General features: G+C 45.0%; 7 protein-coding genes. 6 read left to right on the top strand and 1 reads right to left on the bottom strand.

From position 1 onward, the window contains the following. Positions 1–33: 33 nt before the first annotated feature. A complete protein-coding gene (locus H6571_23270; GenBank protein MCB9326667.1) occupies positions 34–1,053 on the bottom strand; it encodes a FecR domain-containing protein in 1,020 nt (339 codons plus the stop codon). A gap of 458 nt (positions 1,054–1,511) precedes the next feature. On the opposite strand from H6571_23270, the gene H6571_23265 reads away from it, so the two are divergent. The 6 genes from H6571_23265 to H6571_23240 all read left to right on the top strand — a co-directional run bounded on the left by H6571_23265 (position 1,512) and on the right by H6571_23240 (position 24,347). Next, positions 1,512–3,068, top strand: coding sequence for a hypothetical protein (locus H6571_23265; GenBank protein MCB9326666.1), 1,557 nt, complete (start codon positions 1,512–1,514; stop codon positions 3,066–3,068). An 843-nt stretch (positions 3,069–3,911) separates the two neighbouring features. Continuing rightward, positions 3,912–5,678 (top strand): hypothetical protein, encoded by a 1,767-nt coding sequence (locus H6571_23260; protein MCB9326665.1) that lies wholly within the window; start codon positions 3,912–3,914, stop codon positions 5,676–5,678. A 31-nt stretch (positions 5,679–5,709) separates the two neighbouring features. After that, the gene (locus H6571_23255; protein MCB9326664.1) at positions 5,710–6,744 is read left to right on the top strand and encodes a hypothetical protein; all 1,035 of its coding nucleotides are present in this window, start codon (positions 5,710–5,712) and stop codon (positions 6,742–6,744) included. Between the two features lie 79 nt (positions 6,745–6,823). Then, the gene (locus tag H6571_23250; protein MCB9326663.1) at positions 6,824–7,849 is read left to right on the top strand and encodes a c-type cytochrome; all 1,026 of its coding nucleotides are present in this window, start codon (positions 6,824–6,826) and stop codon (positions 7,847–7,849) included. An 804-nt stretch (positions 7,850–8,653) separates the two neighbouring features. Continuing rightward, positions 8,654–9,103 carry a hypothetical protein gene (locus H6571_23245; protein ID MCB9326662.1) on the top strand — a complete coding sequence of 150 codons (450 nt, stop codon included), beginning with the start codon at positions 8,654–8,656 and terminating at the stop codon, positions 9,101–9,103. 619 nt (positions 9,104–9,722) lie between these two features. Beyond that, complete coding sequence (locus tag H6571_23240) at positions 9,723–24,347, top strand: T9SS type A sorting domain-containing protein (protein ID MCB9326661.1); 14,625 nt, start codon at positions 9,723–9,725, stop codon at positions 24,345–24,347. Positions 24,348–24,430 lie beyond the last annotated feature (83 nt).

The raw sequence follows: 24,430 nt of genomic DNA, 5'->3' as shown, positions 1-24,430 counted from the left end.
TTTATTACTGCTGTATTTGGGATTACTTTCAATTTATTTTCTGTCACATCCTTTACCACCAATGACGGAATAACCTTTTCCATCGTATTCAAATTCAAGGCCCATCGCAAACTTCATGGCCTCGATCAGGTCTTGCAGCTTGGGCTGGTCGTAAGTTCCAAAAAATTCACAGTCCAGGATTGCTTTATTATAAATGGTAAACTCCACTCCAAAATGTCTTTCAAGGGTGCTGAACACCTCCCTCATCGGGGTGTTGTTAAAACTGAGTTTTTGCGTTTTCCAGGCAATGGAGTTTTCGTTTTCCACGATGGTTTTGGCCACCTGTTGTTCTTTTTTACTCAAAATACCTTCTTCCCTGGCCTTAAGGGTCACTTTTTGCTTTGGATCTTCTTGCGAACTCAGTTCGACGCTGCCACTGCTGACGGTCACGATGATTTCTTCCTCTTCGGGGTATGCTCTTACATTAAAGGAAGTACCCAAAACCCTCGTTTTACTCGTTCCACTGCTGATGGTAAACGGCCTGGATTCATCACGATATACATCAAAGAACGCTTCTCCTTTCAGATCCACATCCCTTTTTTTGAAGGCTTTGTGGTAGGTGATCCGGCTGTTGTGGTTAAGCCATACAGTTGTACCGTCAGGCAATTCAACCTGGTTGGTTTCATTAAAAGCTGTCTCGAACACAACAATTTGCCGGTTTGAGTTCCACCAGTAAGCTGCCATGACGATGAATAGCACCGCAGCGGCCACCCGAAGGAAGATTCTTGTATTTAAAAAAGACACCTTTTTTTTATTAAGGTTGGAATTTTTAATACGAAGAGCTGGTTTTTCTGTGATCGATTGGGAGACTTTGTTCCACGCCTGGCTTATGTCTGCCTGAAAATCATTATCGTACTCTTCCGCAGTAGTCCATAGCTGTAGCATCTCATCAAAATACATGCGATGATCTTCATGGCTGTCCACCCATTTGAGCAATGCTTCTTTTTCCGTGCTGTTGATATTGCCGGAAAAATACTTTGCCATCAATCCTTCTGCATGTAGTTTTTGATCCATTTTAGATTACTTTCGATTATTAGATGTATCCCCCCATTGAGTCCCCCTACGCGAAGGTACTTTTTTTTTATTTTTTGCTATTTAGGAAAGGTTTAAATCTTTAGTCAGCGTGGCACAATCATGTCTTTTGGATTTTTTTTTACTGTTGCCGGATAATTTTATGGTTAAATTTTTTATTTTTATGAATAATCAAATTTCGTAAAATACTGATAATTAATTATTTAATCATTTTTTTACAATTTAATTGTTTATTTTAAAGGTATTCTTAAATTAAATAATGTCTTTTTTTATTTGCTTTTGTTGGGGTATATTTGTAATCTAATGATTTTAGTTTAAAAATTATCATCATCAGGAAAGCTGCACAATCCAAAATTTGCCTTAACATTTGAGAGTAATCTATTCCCTGACCGATATAAATTACGGATAGATTAAGTATTATTTAAACCCCTTGTTCAGTTATGAACGTATTAAAAGAAATTGTGCAAATTGTCGGTAATGATAAATGTGCCCTTAGCTGGATGACCAGCGAGGCCGGGCCTTCTTCCATGTTAACGGAATTCTTCGATATGATACTTGAAGACCGTTTTCAGAACGATGAGGAAGCAGCGGCACATTTTTATCCTTCGAGCGACAGTACAGCGAGTTACCGTAAACTCAAAGCCCGTTTAAAGAATCAACTCAAAGACATGTTGTTTTTGATTGATACCAGCCAATCCAACTATAGCGACAGGGAAAAAGCGTATTACCAAAGTCATAAAGACTGGGCTGCCGCAAACGTCCTATTGGGTAAGAATGCTCGTAAGGCGGGAATTTCCCTGACCCATGATGTATTGCGCTACGCTGAAAAGTATGAATTTTCAAACCTGAGTCTTGAAGCAAGCCGTGTCCTCAGGCTACATTATGGGGCTCGGGAAGGCAATGCCAAAAAATACGAGGAATACAAAGAAAAATGTGCCTTGTACAATGAAATATGCCAGGTGGAAAATATGGCGGAAGAGTTGTACACTGATTTGGTTATTGAATATGTTAATAACAAAACCATCAAGGAAGAGGTATCGGTCAGAGCGCTGGAGTCTTATAAGAAGCTTGAAGAGAGAATTAAAGGGTATCAATCCTATCGAGCCAATTTATATACCAGCCTGATCCGGTTAATGATCTATAGCAGTGTAAACGACTATAAAAATATCTTAAGAGTCTGTGACGAGAGCATTCAATTTTATGAGGAGAAGCCCTATTTTGCCAAAGTTCCCCTTCAAATATATTATTTTCAGAAACTTATCTGCCATGCCCAGCTCAGAGATTATGAGTTAGGCATGGCCACGGCAGAAAAATGTCGCAGTTACCTCGATGATGGTACTTTCAACTGGTTTAAATTCAAGGAACTTGCCTTTGTTTTGTCAATGCATACCAAAAAATATGCGCAGGCGGCACATATTTTCCTTGAAGCCACGGAGCACAAACGGTTTGAATTTTTGCCGACGGTGGTCAAGGAAGTGTGGAAGATTTACGAAGCTTACCTCCATTACCTCATTGAGATGGGGGCGTTACATCCTGAAAAAGAAAAAATTGTTCTGGATAAATTCCGGTTGGGTAAGTTCCTGAATGAAACCGTCATTTTTTCGAAGGATAAAAGCGGTATGAATATCCCGATCCTTATCGTTCAAATTTTGTTTTTGATCCACCAACGCAACTATAATGAGGCAGTTGAAAGGATTGATGCCATTGAAAAATATAGGGGACGTTACTTGTCTAAAAAAGACAATTTGAGAAGTTTTATTTTTATTAAAATGTTGCTTCAGATTCCATTGGGTATGTTTCATAAGGAAGGCGTAATTAGAAAGGCCGCATCTTATGTTAAAAAGTTTGAAACCATTCCCGTAGAAATTGCCAACCAGGCGAGTACACTGGAAATTATTCCCTACGATAATCTTTGGGAAATGTTGATCAGCTCACTGGAGAATCAATTTTACAAAGGACCTCGTGGGACTAAAAAGAAAGGCAAGCCTGCAGATTGAGTTTGTCGTTTTTAAAAATTTATTATGCAGTATTTGAAACTTTTTGAGCGTTTGTTCCGTAAAAAAATTATCACTTTAAAAAGATGGCACCCAACTTCGGGATGCTGATCCAGATTTATAAAGAGGCTATTCTACCTATCAAAAGAAAAGTATTGTTTTTCAGCACAGCATGAAAAGTTAAATACTTCTTCGTTCCAAAAAAATCTGAATCCGGGAATTTCCCGGGAAGATGACATGCTAAATGCCTTTTGGTGTTTAGCAACCCAATATCTCAGCAACCGTATTAACCAAGGCAGGCTTTCAAATTGGGTTTTGATCCTCGTGATCAAGACCTCATTAAAAGTGCCTGCTATTTTTTAACAAAAATCATTCAGTATGAAATAACACATCCTGGAATGTCCAGGTGATGCCATAAATAATTAATTGAAACACTATTCACTATGAAACACTTTTATGACACTGGTGTGTCGACCCCAAAGGTCGATACACTGAAATCTGTATCTATAGTTTTAGCAGATACATTGGGGCCTGTAATTTGAGCCCCGATCCCCCCCCTTTTTTTTGCGAATTATTTTCAATATAATCAGTAGTACCGTGTAATAAAAATTTAAGAGAAATTTCTAAAATCGGTGTACGGCCATTTTTTTATCCACTTCCTGCATCCTGACATTCGAAGGGCTTGAGAGTGGAATCGCTGGGTTTAAGGACAATGTTCAGATTTTTTAATTTCGAATAATAGGAATAGGGAAATTGTCTTACCCTTAGCCATTATGCCAAGAGGATAATATTTTTATTTACCTTTGGGGCAATATTAATTTTTCCAAGGCTCTTGATTTGGTTGAAATGAACAAATTTGCTTTTTATTTTTTGATCCTGGTCCTGATCAATGCTTCGTGCACGGGTATTTCTGATAATGAACCCCTTAAAAGAGGAAGGAATTCCGGGGGGGCGGTTACCTATCTATTGGCGGATGATGTTCCCGCAGAACAGCTTGAAGCGGGTATCCCACTTTTAAAAATGTATAATGAGATGAAGCAGGCATCCCTTTCAAGCCTGTTACCTGTAGTCGTAATTCCGGAAGATGAAATGGAGGATGCACATCACCGTCTGGCCCAACAAATCGCACTGTCCAACGCGGGTTTTATCCGGGATGTAAAGTTTGAAAATAAGCAGCCATTACACACGGAAATCTTATCCGTACGCCAGCTTACCCCCGCTGAGATGGAAAAACTCAGCCTCACGCCTTTGAATAATAAGGACAATCCCTATCGCGTAGAATTATACAACTATTATCACAATACTCTTACGGTGGCTTATGTGGATGTTTATTCCCAACAGGTCCTGAATATAGAGTATTCCAGTTCTGCTCCTCCTACTATTAATGCACGGTTGAAAGAAATTGCCGTTGATATTGCCATTAATACCCCTGAAGTTATTGAAGCTACCGGAGTGGGAAAAAGCGAGTTGAAAAATAATTTTTACCCTGAATTCGAAAATACAAAATGCGAGCGTTGCCGGCACCTGTGCACAGCTCCAGTATTTACGGTGAATGGAAAACTGGTTACGGTGATCGTCGACCTGACAGATATGAGGGTGGTTGGCCTCAGTAGCCAACCCGTTTCCACTCAGAAAAATAAATCAATTTTAACCGAGCGTACCCTGCAAAATGAATACGTTTCAGACAACTTTTGCGGACAGGAAACCCGGCTGGAAAAGGAAGGGTGGGAAATTTCCTATGAATTAACCAGTTCCGATGGCCTCGAAATTAAAAATGTTTCTTTCCAGGATCGCCAAGTGATTGAATCGGCCAAGCTGGTCGACTGGCACGTGAGTTATGCCTTCAAGGAAGGATTTGGATACAGCGATGCCATGGGCTGCCCCATGTTCAGCGCGGCAGCTGTTGTGGCTTTTAGCGGCCCTGAGGTAGAGGAGATTCTTTCAGAAGGTAATGTTGTTGGATTTGCGATAGTTCAGGATTTTCGCAGCCCTGTATGGCCTATGGCCTGTAACTACCGCTATCAAAACCGTTACGAATTTTATCAGGACGGAAGGTTTAGGATCGCTGGGGTCAACCTTGGGCTGGGGTGCGGTACCGGGGGGTGGTACCGACCTGTATTCAGAATTGCCCTGGAAACTTCTCAAAAATTTGAGCAATGGAATGCAGGGAACTGGGATCGCTGGACGAAGGAAGCCTGGTATTTGCAGGACAACAAAACAACTTATTCTCCAGAAGGCTATTTGTTTAAGATGACAGATGACGATGGTAAGGGGTATTTTATAGAACCCGCGCAGGGGCAGTTTGGGGTTGGAGACAGAGGCGATAACGCTTTTACCTACGTGGTGGTAAAACATCCTGGTGAAGGAGAACAGGACATTGCTACCTTTGGGGATTGCTGTAGTACCGATTTTAAACAAGGGCCGGAACAATACCTGACAGAACCGGAATCGCTTGAGAACGGAAAACTTATATTTTGGTACGTTCCGCAAATTGAGAATGATGATAGGGAGGGTAATGAGTATTGTTGGGCTAAAACGATTATTAAAGATGGTCAAAGAACCAATTTGGCCTGGCCTGGAATTGTCGGACCAATGTTTGTTCCCGTTAAATAATCACTAGCATTAATTTCACGATGTAATCAATATGGCTGGATCAAAAAAAAAATATCAAAACAAAAAAGGCAATAAGCATAATCCACCCCCTGGAAAAGCATTAAAAAAAACGGGAGCAGGATTATCCGGTTCTAAAATAATACTCCTGACGGTGTTCCTGGTAGCTGCCGTTTTACTGGTTTGGAAATTTTTACCTTCCTCTCCTGTAACCAAAAGGAGTCATTTCATTCCAGGGCCTGCCAACACCTGCGAACATAGCCCTTCACTGATCACCACCAACAATCTGCAACAACCGGTAGCCCTTGATTTCAGTCAGCGTGGATTTACGGGAATGAGATTGATCGAAGTGAGGCAGGATGGAAGCGGCCGGGTGCTGCAACTGCCTTCCTGGGACGATGCCGGTCATCTGGGATTGTATGCCATGGATCGTAACGGGAACGTCTATACCACTCCTGTTCCCCATGTGAGCCTGTTGGAGAATCCGCCGGAGGAGCAAAACAAGGTGTATAAAATTGATTCCAGAACGGGAGACATGAAGGTCTTTGTCGATCTGCCCTGGGCCAAACCACCCTCCATCAATAATCCCTTCGGTGCTTTGGGGGTTACCTATGATTGCGATACGGAAAGCCTTTATGTGTCATCAATTGCCGGGTCGGGGCGGAATGACGAAGTAGGGAGGATTTTTCAGGTGGATATCAAGACCGCTGAGATCGTGGATATTCTGGAAGGCATAGATGCTATTGGGGTAGGGGTGTTTACCACTAAAACCGGGAAAAAGTTGTTTTGCGGCTCCGCCCGTGAACCTGATATTTATTCTATAGACTTAAATCCGGATGGAAGTTTTGCCGGAGCCCCACAATTTGTCCTTTCCTTGATAGAGCAGGAAGGTGGTAGTTATGATAAAGGCCACCGGATTCGTTTTTTCAAAGACAACAGGATGGAGATTAAAGGGATTGATTTTAATTACAGCCTCATGGTGGCCAGTGATCCGATGAGAAATATTTATAATTTTCAATACGATGAATCTACCGACGAGTGGAAATTCCTGGAAGTTTATAAACAGTAAGCGATGATCAGTTAATTAAAACCAATAAAATCTATTTGTTTATTTTTGTGCTTTCATTCATTTTACCAAATTACTTATCATGCGTTATACTGTCTTTTTTGCGTTGCTTTTACTGGTTGCCTTTGGCATTTTTCAAAATAGTAGAATGACGGAAGAAAAACAAATAGATTGTACAGCAGTAGAAGTTGAGCTTTTGAACAAAGCCCGCATCTACCTGGATTCCCTTCCTTCTTTGGCTGATGTTTCGGGCGACCAGGTTTTACAGCATAGAATCGAATTGGGTAAAAAGCTTTTTTTGGATGAGCGGCTTTCTGAAAATGGCACCAAAAGTTGCAATTCCTGTCATGTGCTTGAAAACTTTGGAGTGGACAACGAAGTGACTTCTCCCGGATTGCTAAATGTGAGAGGCGTTAGAAATACACCTTCTGTTTACAACGCCACATTTGCCCTGGCTCAATTCTGGGATGGTCGTGCCCCAGACCTTAAGGAGCAGGCGAAAAGCCCTATTTTTAATCAATTGGAAATGGGCATGCCCGATGAAGCTACCCTTATCAGCAGGTTAGAAAAGGATGAAGGCTATAAACAACTTTTTGCAAAGGCCTTCCCTGATTCCGATGAGCATTTGTCGATGGAAAATCTCACCTTGGCCATTGAAGCCTTCGAAGAAAGACTCGTGACTTATTCCCGCTTTGACGATTATTTAAAAGGCAATATAAAAGCCCTAAACGAACAGGAAAAACGAGGCCTCAATGCTTTTATTGATAATGGATGTATTCCCTGCCATAGTGGTAGTGCCACAGGAGGAAATATGTACCAGGGATTCCCACAGGTGGGAAAGATGTCTGATTACACTGGGGTTCCCAATGATGACCAGGGGCGTTATTCCGTGACCAATGAACACCGTGACAAAAGGTTGTTCAAAGTTCCCAGCCTTAGGAATGTTGCCCAAACTGCTCCTTATTTTCACGATGGGAGTGTAAAGGAACTTCACCAGGCTGTAAGGATCATGGCAAAGGCCCAACTTAATACCGATTTATCCGAAGCAGAAATTGACGACATTGTCGCTTTCCTCCATACGCTTACCGGCGAATTGCCAACCCTTTGATGTTTTCTTTGAAGCCCGGTAATCTAATCTTTTTGCTCCTTTTTCCCTCGGGAAATATCTTTTCCTTTCATGTTATTGTTCTTCCCCTGAGAGGGGAGATTCTTTTGTTTTTGGTATATGTTAAAAAGATTTTATGCTATTTTTTTTAATATATGTTCTAAAATCCTGTCACACTTTTCCCGAATCAGTTAAAAAAATGGATTTTGTAAGTATTTAAAAATCAACAACTTATCGGTTGTTGATTTTTTTTTACCCAAAATTGACCTAAGTACAATGTACCGTTAACTGTCCTTGTTGGCGGAGTCGTTTTGCCCCACTTTTGTAATGCGAAACAAATTTACAAACATCTAAAACGACCGTAACATGAAATCACATGGTACTGTAACAAGTCTCGAATTTCGTTCAAAAAAACATTTTAAATCAGGCTCAGTAGTAATTGTAGACACTTTGGCTCCGAAAGTTTAATAGCCAGATTCATGACAAGATAAAAACTTTGAAAGCGGTCGATTAATTCATTTGTAAAAAAATATTGACCTGCTAACTACACACCAATCCAGCTTGCTGGAAACAACAAACATCCCGGAAATTCAGTACTCACCATTTTTCTGAATTTGGGATCCTCGCAATCATCCCCCCTCAAGCCTATAAAAGGCTTTGATCAAAGGTGAATGCGAAAGGTTGTTTTTTAAATACAAAAGGGAGGCCTAAATACCTAAGCATTAAATCTTTTGCCTTTTCCTAAGGAAGGAATTTGAAATCAGGCAAAGCGTATAAGGCAAGGTAATATTGAAAGATTGACAATTTATGAACAATATGAATTTTAGGTTGGGGTCAGTTCCAATTGTATTTCCGACAAGCGAAATATTTCCGGTAACAAGCGGGCTCAGAGCAGAAGTACGGTTTGGAATGGCCAGTAGGAATTGTTCCGGGCTGGGTATTTGCAGCGTAGAAGCTACCGCCAGGATGTTCCAATTAACAGGTTCATGCGACAGGTCGATAGCTTATTTGACGTATGAACATTTCGGACAGATCAGGTTTCATTTTTTGAAAGCCTCGGTATGCCTTAAGGCAGAAAAAAAGCACTTCCGCAGAGGTGAGTTTATCGTTCGGGAAACTTTTGGGTTGCCCGGAAAATTTATCAGGCGTTATGACCTGAATCAAGGTAAAATCCCAAGCGGTAGGTATCCGGTGGAAGAATCAGAACACTTCTGGCGGGTAACTTTTAACCAGATTAATCACAGCGATCGAAAGTGAACGCTGTTCAAATGAATATTTAGTGTTTCAAATTTTTAAATCTCACAAATGGGAGCGTATAGAGGCAATGAATGGATGGAAATTACGCTCCAATTTGTGCTTTTTATTTGAAAATCAAATAGTTAGTAAAATTCGGTAAATGTTGTTTTATGAAATATGATCACAAGTGGAACCCTCAATTTTATTGAGGTGTTCCGCTTTGTTTTTTTTCAAAAAGACAATCTATTTATAACAAGGAGGGAAAAGACCCTTCGAAAATGTGTTTCCCCGGTATTATTTCTAAGGGCGGTTTTTCAGCCAACCGGAAGAAATGTGATTTGACCGGTCATGAATGTTTGCCTTCCCTGATGCTGGATTTTCAGTAATAAGGAAGGCAAAGACATTTAGTGCCGACGGAAACAAAAGCTTAAAATCATAATTTTTCACCAAACTCATTGTTCTCATGAATCAAAGATGTACCTATCGATTCTGTCGGGACTTCCTTAAAAACACGAAGGCCAGATGGAATCCAGCAGCTGTTCTGAAACATGATGATTTTCATCGGCCGAATAAAAATAAGGCAGTTTTAAATTCATCGCGGGACAGCCTGCTCAAACAATTTTTAACAACCGCTTTGTCGGTGATTTTTTTCTTAACCCTCTTTTCAACGGTAGTTCAGGCACAGTCCGGAACAGCCTTTCGTGATTTTAACGGTGACGGTTTGAAAACCGGGGCAGAACCTGGTGTTCAGGGCATCATCGTTAAGTTGTACGGAGATGCTGCTTTTCCTGCAAAGGACCAGCTGATCGGAGAAGCGGTTACCGGTGCCAATGGTACCTATAACTTTGCTGTTTCCCTGGTGAGCGGACGGGCTGCAAATCCCGGCGAGCCTTTGAGAATTGAATTTGAAATTCCGACATCCTTTGGGTGCGACCTCGATCATGATGTCGATTTTGTCGGTCTGGGAGGGGAGACCTATGGAACCAGCGTTCAGTTTATCCAGGGGCAGCAATCCAATATTAATTTTGCAATAAATTATCCTGGGCAATGGGTGGCTTCCAATAACCCCGACGTGTATGTTCCTTTATATACCTTTGGGGATCCTTTATTGCCGGGGAGTGCAGCCACTGAACCTGGTTTTGTGACCTTTGAGTTTTTGGAATCAGGTGTTCCGCAGGCTTTTACCGGAGGTGGTGGTACAGGAAGTGGTGATGCAGGTGTTCCGACTCCTACCGTTCTGGCGACCAACGCCGAAGTTGGCTCCCTTTACGGAGTAGCATTTTCCAGGCAGGCCCAAAAGGTTTTTGCCTCTGCAGTGATCCGCCGCCATTGTGGTTTCGGTCCCCAGGGCCCGGGAGGAATCTATTTGATAGATCCTTATTCACCCGCTACGGATAAAACCACGGACTTTCTGGATTTGGATGCGATTGGAATTTATACCTATAATAACTCAGGAAGTTATCCTGCAAATCCAATGAACAATACCAGCCCGGTAAGTGATTATATAGGAACGAATGCTGAAAGAGGATTACCTGCCGGATTGAATACCCCCAGTACCGATGTTGCGGCAGGGGATCAGGTAGGAAAGGTATCCATTGGGGATATTGATATTTCCGATGACGGCAGATACCTGTACATTCTGAATTTATACGACCGTAAAATATACGAGATTGACCTGGTCGATCCTATCAATCCGGAGGCTCCAACAATGGCCAATAAAGCCACACGCGTACGGAGCTGGGACGTTCCTGACCCGGGCACCAATGCCCAGCAGGGAGAACACCGGCCCTGGGGATTGAAATACTACCGGGGAAAACTTTATGTCGGAGTGGTGCTTTCAGGACAAGATGCTGCAGGAAATGTGGTAAGTCCTGTTTCTGGATCGGGCTATAACACTATTGGGGATGAGTTGCGGGGATACGTTTATGATTTTGATCCCTTTACTCAGGTTTTTAGCCTGAAACTCGATTTTGACTTTGATTACAATCGGGAACGCCCATGGATTCCATGGGGATATAGCCCGGGACACACCAGTCGCTATTTTTCAGCAGCTGACAGAGAATATGCTGAACCTATTATCTCTGACATCGAATTTGATGATCAGGGAAATATGCTTATTGGTATATTGGATAGAAAAGGACACCAATACGGAATTAACAATAATAATTACAACGGAGTTATCGATCATACGGAATACGCCACTGCAGGAGAATTGCTTCGGGCGAATTTAGATCCTAATTGTGATATGTTTACCATAATAACAAATGGGAATTCAGCGGATTATTATGACGATAATTTTGCACACCCTGAATCTTTGCAAGGTCCTCTGGCCGTTTTACCGGGAGGAGGAGATGCCCTTGCTGTGGTACTGGATCCGATCTATATCAGATCCGGAGGAGTTATAAGATTTAATAACACTACCGGGGATCCTGTTGCAGGATCTGCTTATGAGATTTTTGATGACAGGGAAACACTCGTCGGCGGTGATTTTGAAGCTGTACCCAGTAAGGCCAATGGACTCGGAGATATAGAATTAGCAGGGGTGGCTGCCCCTATTGAAATAGGAAACCTTGTGTGGATGGATGTGGATGCCGATGGAATCCAGGATGGTAATGAACCAGGTATTGAGGGCGTTGTGATTGAGTTGCTGAATGCCAATATGGATGTCATTGCAACAACCATGACAGACAACAAAGGTGGATATTATTTCAACCATACTAATGTTATGGATCCTGCGGGACCGGCAACTACTTCTGGACCGCTGCCTTTTACAGATTATAAGGTAAGAATTTCCCCCACACAATTCAGTGGTGGTATAGGATCAGGACCTTTGAATAAAATGGTTTTGACTTCAACAGACGCTGTGGGAACAGGCCTGGCAAACCGAAGTGATAATGATGCAGGTTTAGTGGGTGGTGAAGCTTTAATTTCGTTAACCACAGGAGCGGCCGGTCAGAACGATCACTCTTATGATTTTGGTATGCTGGTGAATGATTACGGAGACCTTCCGGATTCTTATAGCACTACTGATGGCGCGGGCGGCCCGAGACATCAGCTGGATCCAACATTATATATAGGTTCCTGCGTAGATGCTGAAATTGTTGGTCAACCGGATGCGATGGCCGGAATGATGACCGGAGGAGACGATAACAACACTATTAACGCCAGCCTGCCTATCGGTGCCAATTGTTCCGATGATGAGGATGGTGTCAGTTTTGCCACGTCTCTCGTGCCCGGCCAGCAAGCTTGTATTGAAGTAAGCATTGTCAATACAACCGGTGCTATGGCTAAACTTCAGGGCTGGATCGATTTCGACGGCAATGGAATGTTTAACGGTAACGATGAATTAAATACCGTTGATTTTGCCGGCGGAGGTGCGATGATCCCTGACGGAGGCGTGACCAATGTTCAATATTGTTTTGATGTGCCAGCGGGAGCAACTTTCTCTACCGGTTCAACGGAATTATATGCACGATTCCGTTTGAGTCCAAATGGTGGTTTAGGCTTTGGCGGTATTAATGCCAATGGCAGCGTGCCTATTGGAGAAGTAGAAGATTACAAACAGCCACTCGCCATGTTGGGTGATTATGTTTGGATTGATAAAAATTACAATGGAATTCAGGATAATGGTGAAACACCCGTAGAGGGCGTTACCGCTACCTTGCACGATTGTTCAAGTGGAGCACCAGGCAATGACCTGGGTACCCTGCAAACAGATGTAAACGGATTTTATAAATTTATCGGTCTGATTGACGGGGAGTACTGCGTGTGTTTTGCCCTGGCAACTGCGAATCATCCGAATGCAGCAACTATGCAATTTACTGCCCCGGGTGAAGGCAATGAAACAAATGACAGTGATGCCGATCAAACCTCAGGTTGCACCCCAAGTGTTACCCTGACGGCAGGAGATAATTATGAAGATTTGGATGCCGGTGTTTACGTGCCCGGCAAAATCGGAGATATTGTATTTGAAGATACCAACGGTAACGGCGTATTGGATCCGGGTGAACCCATGATCAATGGAGCGACAGCGACAATCAGCGGAACCGACGGATTGGGTAATCCATACACTGCACCGGTACAGACTACCGGTCCTGATGGGATGTATATGTTCGGTGATTTACCTCCCGGCAGTTATAAAATTACATTTACCACGCCAGCGGGTTCAAACTATGTGTTTACCGCATCAGATGACCCGAGCAACAATGGCGATGATACCAACGATAGTGATGCCAATCCTGCAATGGGTGGTATGACACCATTCTACACCATCGAATCCGGTGATGTAGACCTTACGGTAGATGCAGGAATGTACCTTCCCGGCAAATTGGGAGATATCGTATTTGAAGATACCAATGGCAACGGAGTATTTGATCAGGGCGAGCCTACCGTTAATGGTGCGACCGCTACGATCAGTGGAACTGACGGTCTTGGCAATCCATACACCGCACCGGTACAAACTACCGGCCCTGATGGGATGTATATGTTCGGGGACTTACCTCCGGGCAGTTATAAAATTACATTTACCACGCCAGCGGGTTCAAACTATGTGTTTACCGCATCAGATGATCCGAGTGGCAACGGCGATGATACCAACGATAGTGATGCCAATGCCGGAATGGGTGGCATGACACCATTCTACACCATCGAATCCGGTGATGTAGACCTTACGGTAGATGCAGGAATGTACCTCCCCGGCAAATTGGGAGATATCGTATTTGAAGATACCAATGGCAACGGAGTATTTGATCAGGGCGAGCCTACCATTAATGGAGCTACTGCTACCATCAGTGGAACCGACGGGTTGGGTAATCCATACACCGCACCGGTACAAACTACCGGTCCTGATGGGATGTATATGTTCGGGGACTTACCTCCGGGCAGTTATAAAATTACGTTTACCACGCCAGCGGGTTCAAACTATGCGTTTACTGCACCAGATGATCCGAGTGGCAACGGCGATGATACCAATGATAGTGATGCCAATGCTGCAATGGGCGGCATGACACCATTCTACACCATCGAGTCAGGTGATGTAGATCTTACAGTGGATGCTGGAATGTTTTTACCTGGAAAGATTGGCGACATAGTATGGGAAGATACCAATGGTAACGGTGTCCTTGATCCGGGTGAACCTACCGTGAACGGAGCGACAGCGACGATCAGCGGAACCGACGGACTGGGTAATCCATACACGGCACCAGTACAAACTACCGGCCCTGATGGGATGTATATGTTTGGCAACCTGACCCCAGGTAGTTATAAAATTACGTTTACTACGCCAGCGGGTTCTGATTATGTGTTTATCGCATCAGATGACCCAAGCAACAATGGTGATGATACCAACGATAGTGATGCGAATCCGGCAATGGGGGGTATGACACCATTTTACACCATTGAGTCTGGTGAAACGGATCTTACTGTAGATGCGGGAATGTATATACCTGGAAAAATCGGCGATATCGTTTGGGAAGATGTAAATGGTAACGGTGTCCAGGATCCGGGTGAGCCTACCGTGAACGGCGCCACAGCGACGATCAGCGGAACGGACGGATTGGGTAATCCATACACCGCACCGGTACAGACTACCGGCCCTGATGGCATGTATATGTTCGGTGACTTACCTCCGGGCAGTTATAAAATTACGTTTACCACGCCAGCGGGTTCAACCTATGTGTTTACCGCATCAGATGACCCGAGCAGCAATGGCGACGATACCAATGACAGTGATGCCAATGCTGCAATGGGCGGCATGACAGGCATGTATCCGATTATGTCAGGAGATACCATCCCAACAGTAGATGCGGGAATGTTTGTCCCTGGAAAATTGGGAGACATTGTTTGGGAAGACTGGAACCATAACGGCCAGCAGGATGCCGGCGAACCTCCACTTATGGGAGCGACCGCGACGATCAGTGGAACCGACGGATTGGGTAATCCATACACCGCACCGGTACAAACTACCGGCCCTGATGGTATGTATATGTTCGGAGACCTGTGGCCAGGTTCCTACAAAATTACTTTTGGCACCCCTGCAGACTTCAATCCAACAAAAGCGAATGAAGCAGGCGTTGCAGATGATAAAGACAGTGATGCAGATCCAGCCATGGGCGGCATGACGGAATTTTATGTTATCGAATCTCAGGATACGGTACTGACAGTTGACGCTGGATACTATGCTGTTGACTTTGGAGACCTTCCGGATTCTTACGGAACAACTGAAGCCTCCGACGGACCTTACCACATCATTATTCCTCAACTCTATTTGGGTTCATGTATTGATGCAGAACTCGACGGACAGGATGAGATGATGGCCGGTTTGATGATGGATGGAGATGATAATACAGGCAGTAGCTTCGGACACCCGGGCGGTAATGGATGCGATGATGAAGATGGTGTTACTTTCACTACTCCAATCGTTCCTGGTTACCAGGCATGTATTGAGATTAGTGTAGTGAACACCACAGGAGCACCAGCTGTTCTCCAGGGATGGTTAGATTTTGATGGCAACGGCTCAATGGCTGCGGAGGAATTGACCACCGGTGATTTCGCAGGAGGCGGAGTGAGTATTCCTGATGGAGGAGTCACTGGCCTTGAAGTCTGTTTTGATGTGCCAGCCGATGCGATGTACGTCATGGGAGACGGCTTCATGCGTTTCCGCTTGAGTCCGGATGGTGGACTTGAATCTACAGGGATCAACGCGGACGGCAGTATTCCACAGGGAGAAGTCGAAGACTACAAATTACCTGATGCTAAAGTAGGTAACCTGATCTGGGAAGACCGCAATTACAATGGTATTCAGGATCCGGGTCTTGATGTAGGACTCAACGGTTTTGAAGTAGAGTTGATGTGGGCCGGAGTGGACGGAATTATGGGTACATTAGATGATGTCACTTATACCACCGTGAGTTCGAATATGGGCGGTAAGGATGGACTTTATATGTTCTCAGGGCTTGTTCCCGGCGATTATAAACTGACCGTAAATACAGACCGTTTTGCGACTTTATTAGGCGTAGGAACGGATGAAAATGTGGACAGTGATGACGAAAATGGCGAATTGTTTACCATAGTAGATGTAACCGACCAGCCATTAGGAGAAAATGGTATCAACGATATGCCAGGCATGACGAACCCTGATAATCCAGGCAATAGTTACCCTGACAATCAGGATAACCTTACGTTTGACTTTGGTTATGGAGGATTTGATTATGGAGATTTACCGAATACCTTTACCACATTAGAGGATACAGGTATGCCGGGCATGGAAGGACCAAAACACTTATTTACACCATTGTGGTTTATGGGTGCCTGTGTGGACCTTGAACTGGATGGTCAGCCTGATTACACCGCCGGATATTACAGTGCTACGGATCCTCAGAATCCTGAGCCTGCCAATGAAGGAGATGATAATCTTGCGGGATTGTCAAGCCTTCCTGTTGGTGTTGCCTGCGAAGATGATGAGAATGGTGTAATTTTGAAGACCGAGATGATTCCTGGTTATCAAGCCTGTTTTGATGTGATGACCACCGGCCCTGCCGATGGTGTGATGCAGGCGTGGATTGACTTTGACGGCAGTCTTGACTTCGGAGCCGGAGAGGCCATAGAGTGGAACAAAGTAGGCGGTGTAACGGTAACGCCAACCACACAGGCCACTATGCCTGCTGGAGCGAATGTGATTACAGAAATCTGTTTCACCGTTCCTGTTACCGCTACCTTCCCGAACCGCGAAACACACATGCGTTTCCGTTTCAGTGATTTGGGTGGACTTGATTTCAAAAACCCATACGCTGACGGTTCTTATCCATTTGGTGAGATCGAAGATTTTTACCAGCCACTGGCAGCATTGGGCGATTATGTATGGCATGATGTAGATGGTGATGGGGTGCAGGATGCAAACGAAAGTGGTGTACCTGGTGCGACGGTTGAGTTGCACGATTGTACCGATCCGAACAACCCTGTACTTCTTGCCACGACTACAACAGATGGCACAGGATTTTACGAATTCATCGGTTTGATCCCGATGGAAAAATACTGTGTGCATTTTAATACCTCCACTGCTACGGATGGTAATGCGAATGATTATGTATTCACTTTCAAGGACTCACCCAATGCAGATGCCACGGATGAGAACGACAGTGATGCGGATGTGAATGGTATGACAGAACCTGTGATGATGATGGACCGCGAGCGCAATGAAACCATCGATGCGGGTGTTTATGTACCTGTATCCATTGGTAACTTCGTGTGGCTCGACCTGAACGAAAACGGAGCTCAGGATCCTGGAGAACCTGTTGTTGAAGGCGCCAAATTGTTCCTGAGTGGTACCAATAATATTGGAGAATCCATTCCGGGCGGTATGATGGTTCCTGACGGACAACCGATCCCTGCAACGATGCTGATGACGGATGCGAACGGAGAATACCTGTTTACAGGACTTGCTCCGGGAACCTATAAGATCACGTTTGATATTTCGATGATCACAGGACCAGCAGAGCTGGAAAGGTTTGCCCAGTACCTGGTGTTCACTTTCCCGGACAATACCATTGATCCTGAGGATAGTGATGTCGATCCAGGAAATTACGATTCACCGGTAGGCATGTCAGGATTCTATACCCTGCTTTCCGGCGATCAGGATTTGACCGTTGATGGTGGTATCATGGTACCGTGCCTTCCTCCAACCGATATTTGGGTGGATATGGTGATGGAAACCACAGCGATAATCCACTGGACCTCAAACAATGAGATCTTTGATGTAAATACTTTTGCACACTGCTGGAATATCGCCATTGGCAACAACGGATTCGAGCCTTGGAATAACGAAGCCGTACAATTGATCACGGTATGTTCTGATGATCCGAATATCGTCATCAACGGCGACCAGGTCAGTTACATGGTAGAAGGCCTTGCGCCAGGAACATGTTATGATGTATATGTACAGGAAGGTTGCAATGGCCAAATTCCTCCACAGGCAACTTTAGGCTGGGTGAATGCTCCCGGAACGCCACAAATCGGCGATATCCTGGGCAACCCGCTGTTGGCAACAGATGTGAATCCTGACGGACTGTGTACGTTTGACTATCCACATATCGTCACGAAGAGTGCCACGGCACCTGATTGCCCATGGGGCAGTCAGAATTACGAAGCCAATGGTACCCTTACCGTAACGATTGAGGACAGTCCAAGTTGTGGACCATCCACCTTTACGATAACCGTAACACCTGTAAACAACAGTACACCAGGAGGAACGACTCCTGTGGCAGCAACAGATATTTATATTGATGTCCCTGCAGGCACTTATGTTTATACCGATCTGGATGCCGGACAATATACTGTATCCGTACTGGAAACAGGTCCATGTCGTCCAAAGGTAAATCCTGTAGTGATGGTACAGGAGGTTCCCAATGCGATTGATAACGAAGGACCAGACAAATTCGTAACCGATATTCTTGGTAATGAAGTGACCCAAATGGGACCATACTTCTTGCCGGAAGGCGCCTGCCATTACCAACAGCAGTTGTATGTTCAGGCCATCGACGGATGTTATGGCGATATCACCGCTGACGGAGCTGTATGGGCAGAAGTGAATATGATTCCTTCTACCATCGATCCGGGTACGCAGGTGATTGTGACCAACGACGGATTTGGGGTGTACCTTGTTGATGTGAACTTCAGCACCGGAACGACAGAGCTGACGATCAACGTAAAGGATCCTGATGGCAATGTGACCTCCATGACCTACGTGGTGGAAGTATTGGATTTCAACGATCCTGAAGTAACGATCGTGGGAGCGAACAACGTGACTATTCCTCATTGTGCAGAAAGCCGCGACATCATTGTAACGGTTTATGTGAGTGATCTTTGTGACCAAACGATTACCGCCGCTGATGTCAACTTTAATGCCAACGGCACGGAAGTTGTCAACTTCGAAGGAGACGGATACATAGAATACCTGGTCACGGTATCTGCCGGAGACGACGGATCCATATGGAGCGCCAGTTACACCGATGATAATGGAAACACAGGTTTTGCCGATGTACAGATCTCTGTAGAGCAGGCCGTAGCCGATATGCCGGCAGTGATCCTTGCCGCAGATGAAAACCTGACGATTCCATATTGTGAAGAAGCAACAGAAGTATGTTACTCCTTCCAGATCTATGATGATTGTCAGCCGGTGAACCCAGACCTGGTGCATTTCCTTGGAGGAGGATCAGGCCTTGAGATCACTTATGTAGATATGAACAGCCAGACCAATGTAGGATTCTTCGAAGCCTGCGGTGTGGTAACAGCAGGAACCTATGTGTTCCAGATAGAATATGACGGACAGATCGTAGAGCCACTGATGGTGATCAACCAGCAGCAGAACCAGGCACCAATGGTAATTCTTCCTGGCAATCTGAACTTTACGGTTCCTGTATGTGAAGACAAACTGACGGCGACCTTCTCCATCCAGATCAGTGATGACTGTGATGATCTGACTTTACTTGAGTCCCTTGATTGGGAGGTAGGTATCCAGGATTACCTTGGCGGGCCTGCACCGGATTTGAACCTTCAGTGGTTCTATGTGGAAGGTTATCTCGAAATCACAGCGATGTTCTCCGCAGAGAATGACGGCAACCTGCTTTACGCAACGTTCACCGATAGTAATGGAGCAACAACCTATGTGGATGCCCAAATCAACGTGACCTCACAGCCCGATACCTGGGCACCGATCATCGTTCATCCTTCACAGGATATCAACGTTGCTCTGGATCCATGTGATGATCCGCTGACGGAAGTATGTTTCTACGTTTCTGCTACGGATAATTGCGATGACGACGTAACAACGGTAGTGACCGTCGACGGAACACCGATCAATGGTGTGGATGGAGAATACTGCGTTGAAGTAGGTCCTGGTGACCATACCATTGGTATCGTCTCCACCGATGATTCAGGAAATTCAAGCACTGAAGATTTCCACATCGTAGTGACCCAGGAGGAAGCTCCTGAAGACAACCTGGCTTGTAAAGCCTTTGTCAATGCAACATTAGGTACAGATTGCAGTGTTGAACTGTTGGCTTCCACGGTACTGAACGGTACATGGGGTTGTCTGACAGAAGAAGACTTTGTAATCACTGTAATAGATGACAATACTGAAAACGGCGCGACCATCGACGGTTGCGGCACCTTCGGTTATATGATTTCCCTCGCCGACGGCGTGGAAGCGAACTTCACGGTATGCTGGGGAGAGGTGACGGCAGAAGATAAAACTTCTCCGACCATCGAATGCCCTGCACCAACCGATGTGTCATTGACCAGCGGTGCGGAGTTCATCTGCACGGATATTGAAAGTATCCTGATCAGCGGCACACAGTACTACACAGCTTATGCAGACGGTACAACTGTTGCAGGATCTATGAGTGCTACCCTAAGCTGGATACTGAGCCAGACAGGCATACCACAAGTAGGTGATAACTGTGGCCAGGTACGGGTTTCTGTATGGGACGTTTTGACAGAAAGTGAAGACGGCTGTGGTTACGATGTGATCACCAGACACTTCCAGGTAGCTGACCGTTACAATTCTGATTGTACCGGCGCACCGATGACGGCAAGCTGTACGCAGGAAATTCGTGTACGCAAACCAAATATTGGTGATGTAGCAATGCCTCTGGCAGTAGTAGAACTGGAATGCAGCGATGAAGTGGTGTTGACAACAGACGGATACCCACACCCAAGTGTGACCGGTTATCCATCCGTGACCACTGCTTATGGAACTTACGATCTTGATGCAACTTACTGCAACCTCGGAGCTGCCTTTGTGGATAGCAATCCGATCAATGTATGTGAGAACAGCTATAAAGTAGTCAGAGAATGGACGGTAGTGGACTGGTGTAATCCTGTTCCGGTAACCAACTATACTCAGATTATCAAGGTAGGAGATACCACACCACCGGTGATCGGTTGTAACTGGCCGGATACGGACTGGGACGGCGCAGGCGATATGCCTGTATATTCCACAGGACCATTCGACTGTGCAGCAACTTTCCCGATAGCGGCACCAATTGTGACAGATAACTGTAATACTTATTCGTGGACAGTTGATGTGGTGATCCATGCACAGGTCAATGTTTATGACCAGTGGGGGCAGGTCACAGGAACACAGATCGTAGAACAGACGATCGCTTCCTACGGACCATTCGGAGCAGACCAGGCAGGACCTTATGCCACAGGAGTACCGATGAGTATTTACGGCAATCATTACCTGCACTATACAGCAACGGATGTTTGTGGCAATAGCAGCGCTTACGACTGTGCATTTGCAGTAGTGGACAACATTGCGCCGGTCGCCATATGTGACGATAATTTGCACATCTCAATAGGCAGTGAAGGTTACGCACGCGTTTACGCAGAAGATGTTGACGAAGGTAGCCATGACAACTGTAGTGAGGTGACGATCAAAGTACGTCGCGCAGGAGGTGAATGGGGTCCTTGGGTTGACTTCGATTGTGATGATGTACACAACTTCGTAACCATCGAGTTGATGGTAACTGATGCAGCGGGTAATACCAATATGTGTTGGTTAGATGTATTGATCGAAGACAAGATCACACCGTTCTGTCATGCTCCGCACAGTGTGAGTATGCATTGCGATGACGACGAACTGTTACACATAGACTGGACGGATGTAGCTCAGCTCAACGAAGTATTCGGAGAAGCCTGGGCTGAAGATAACTGTAATGCCATTGCTGAACAGACTTCTGTCAACAACAACCTTAACGATTGTGGATGGGGTACTGTAGTACGTACCTTCCGTGCAACGGATGACTGGGGGCTGACCTCAACCAACGCTTGTACTCAGGTGATCACGGTTTACGAAGTTCATAATTACGAGATCAAGTTCCCTAAAGATGCTTCGGCAGAATGTGGAACGCCAAGTCCTGATACGATTGCTTACAATACGATTGGTTGTGATCTGATCACTGTTAACGTAACGGATGTTCCTTACACAGCTACCAGCGACGAATGTTACAAAATTTTACGTACCTATAAAGTCATCAACTGGTGCGAATGGGACGGTGAGTCTGACCCGATCGTGATCGGAAGAGACGAAGATTGTGACAACAATCCTGGAGATGAAAACGTATGGGTAATCGTTCGTACGACGTGGAACGGAAACAATCCGATCTTTACGTCCTACCTGGATAGAGACAATAATGAGACCAATACGAATCCGTATGTAGGTAAGAACCGTTGCCAGGGAGGAACACCTCCCCAGGGCCACTGGGCCAACAGCACGATCAACCATGAATTGCAGAGTGTGGGACACTGGCAGTACACGCAGGTGATCAAAGTTTATGACTTTGTTGCTCCTACGGCAGTAGTTTCTGACTATGGCGCATTCTGCAGTGAATCAGCAGATTGTAACGGAGATGTGGAAATTACCTTCATCGTTGAAGAAGATTGCGATCTGAGTGTAGTCACTGTTGAAGGATTCATTGATGCCTTTGCAGACGGCATTTTGGACGGATCTGCAAGCATCTCAGGACCGGTAGCCATTGATGCAACCCATCAGTTATACACCATCAGTGGTAATTATCCACTGGGAGCACACAGCTTTGGAGTACACATCGAAGATGGATGTCATAACATCACCTGGCTGGAAATTCCATTCGAAGTGGTGGATTGTAAAGCACCGACTCCTGTATGTATCAACGGGCTTACCGTAACATTGATGCCACAGGCAAACGGATGTTGTGCGATGGCAATCTGGGCTACCGACTTTATAGCAAGTCCGGTATCCGATTGTTCAGAGCCGATCAAGTATTCTATCCACAGAGCGGAAGATGTAGCCAACGGCACAGACATTCCAACTCCGGACCAAACCGGTTTGGTACTCGATTGTAACGATGATGCAACGACTTTGATCCGCATCTACTCATGGGATAGTGCATACAACCCGTATGCCCTGCAACCAGACGGAACGATAGGCGGACCGAATTATGATTACTGCGAAACTTATGTACTGGTACAGGCCCACGAAAGTTGTGCCGCACCAATACTGTCCATGATCGCAGGAACGATACAGACGGAAGAATCCGAAGGCGTGGAAGGAGCAGAAGTGATCCTGAGTGGAAATACTTCTTTCTCTGAGACAACCCTCTCAACTGGAAACTATGTCTTTGATGTAGTCGAAAATGGGTATGATTATACGGTGACTCCTCATTTGGATATCAATCCTTTGAATGGAGTAACTACCTTTGACCTGGTGCTGGCAACCAAACATATTTTGGGCGTACAGTTGCTCGACAGTCCGTACAAAATGATCGCAGCCGATGTGAACTCATCAGGCTCCATCACCACTGCGGATATGATACAGTTGCGTAAGTTGATCCTGGGTATCTATACAGACTTCCCGAACAATACGAGCTGGAGATTTGTGGATGCAGATTATGTATTCCCTGATCCTTCCAATCCATGGTACGAGGAATTCCCTGAATCCAGGAACATCAGTGATTTGTCAGCAAACATGATGGCTGAGGATTTCATTGCTGCCAAGATCGGGGATGTGAACGGAACGGCAACGCCGAACCTGACGAGTGTTGAAGAGCGTAATGTGAATGGATTGTTCACGATTCAGACTCAGGATATCAAGGTCAAATCAGGCCGTCAGTACAGTGTAAGCTTTACGGCAGCAGATTTGGCGAAGATCCAGGGATACCAGTTTACGCTTAACTTCGACCCAACGGCGCTGAATTATGAGGGCATGACGTATGGTCTGGCCAAGGAAGAAAACTTTGGTTTGGTTTATGTCGGAGAAGGCATGATCACGACCAGCTGGAATTTACCTGGCGGAACTTCCTTGTCGGGAGATGAGGTGTTGTTCACCGTAACCTTCACCGCACAAACTGAAGCGGACCTGAGTGATCTGATCAGCATAGGCTCAAGGATTACAGGAGCCGAAGCTTACAATACCGGCAATGAATTGCTGGATGTAACGATCAGTTTCACAAATGACGCCACAGCGGCTGTGTTTGAAGTTTACCAGAATACACCGAACCCATTCAATGGTGAAACGAAGATCGGTTACAATCTCCCTGAGGATGCAACAGTTACGATCACCATACAGGATGTGACCGGTAAGACGCTTAAGGTAATGAATCAGAATGGCTTCAAAGGATACAATAACGTAATGCTTGACGCTAAGACACTCGGTGCATCAGGTGTACTTTATTACACCGTTGCGACCGACAAATACACTGCTACGAAGAAAATGATCGTAGTCAAATAATGAAATGAGCATCATCCGGATGGGTTTCGGCCCGTCCGGATGAGTTTGGTGAAAGTTTTATTTACAAAGAAAATGTAGAGAAG

Source organism: Lewinellaceae bacterium, assembly GCA_020636105.1.
Taxonomy (GTDB): Bacteria; Bacteroidota; Bacteroidia; order Chitinophagales; family Saprospiraceae; genus BCD1.
The sequence above is the reverse complement of the archived record's forward strand: the minus strand, read 5'-3'. Positions and strand labels throughout refer to the sequence as shown.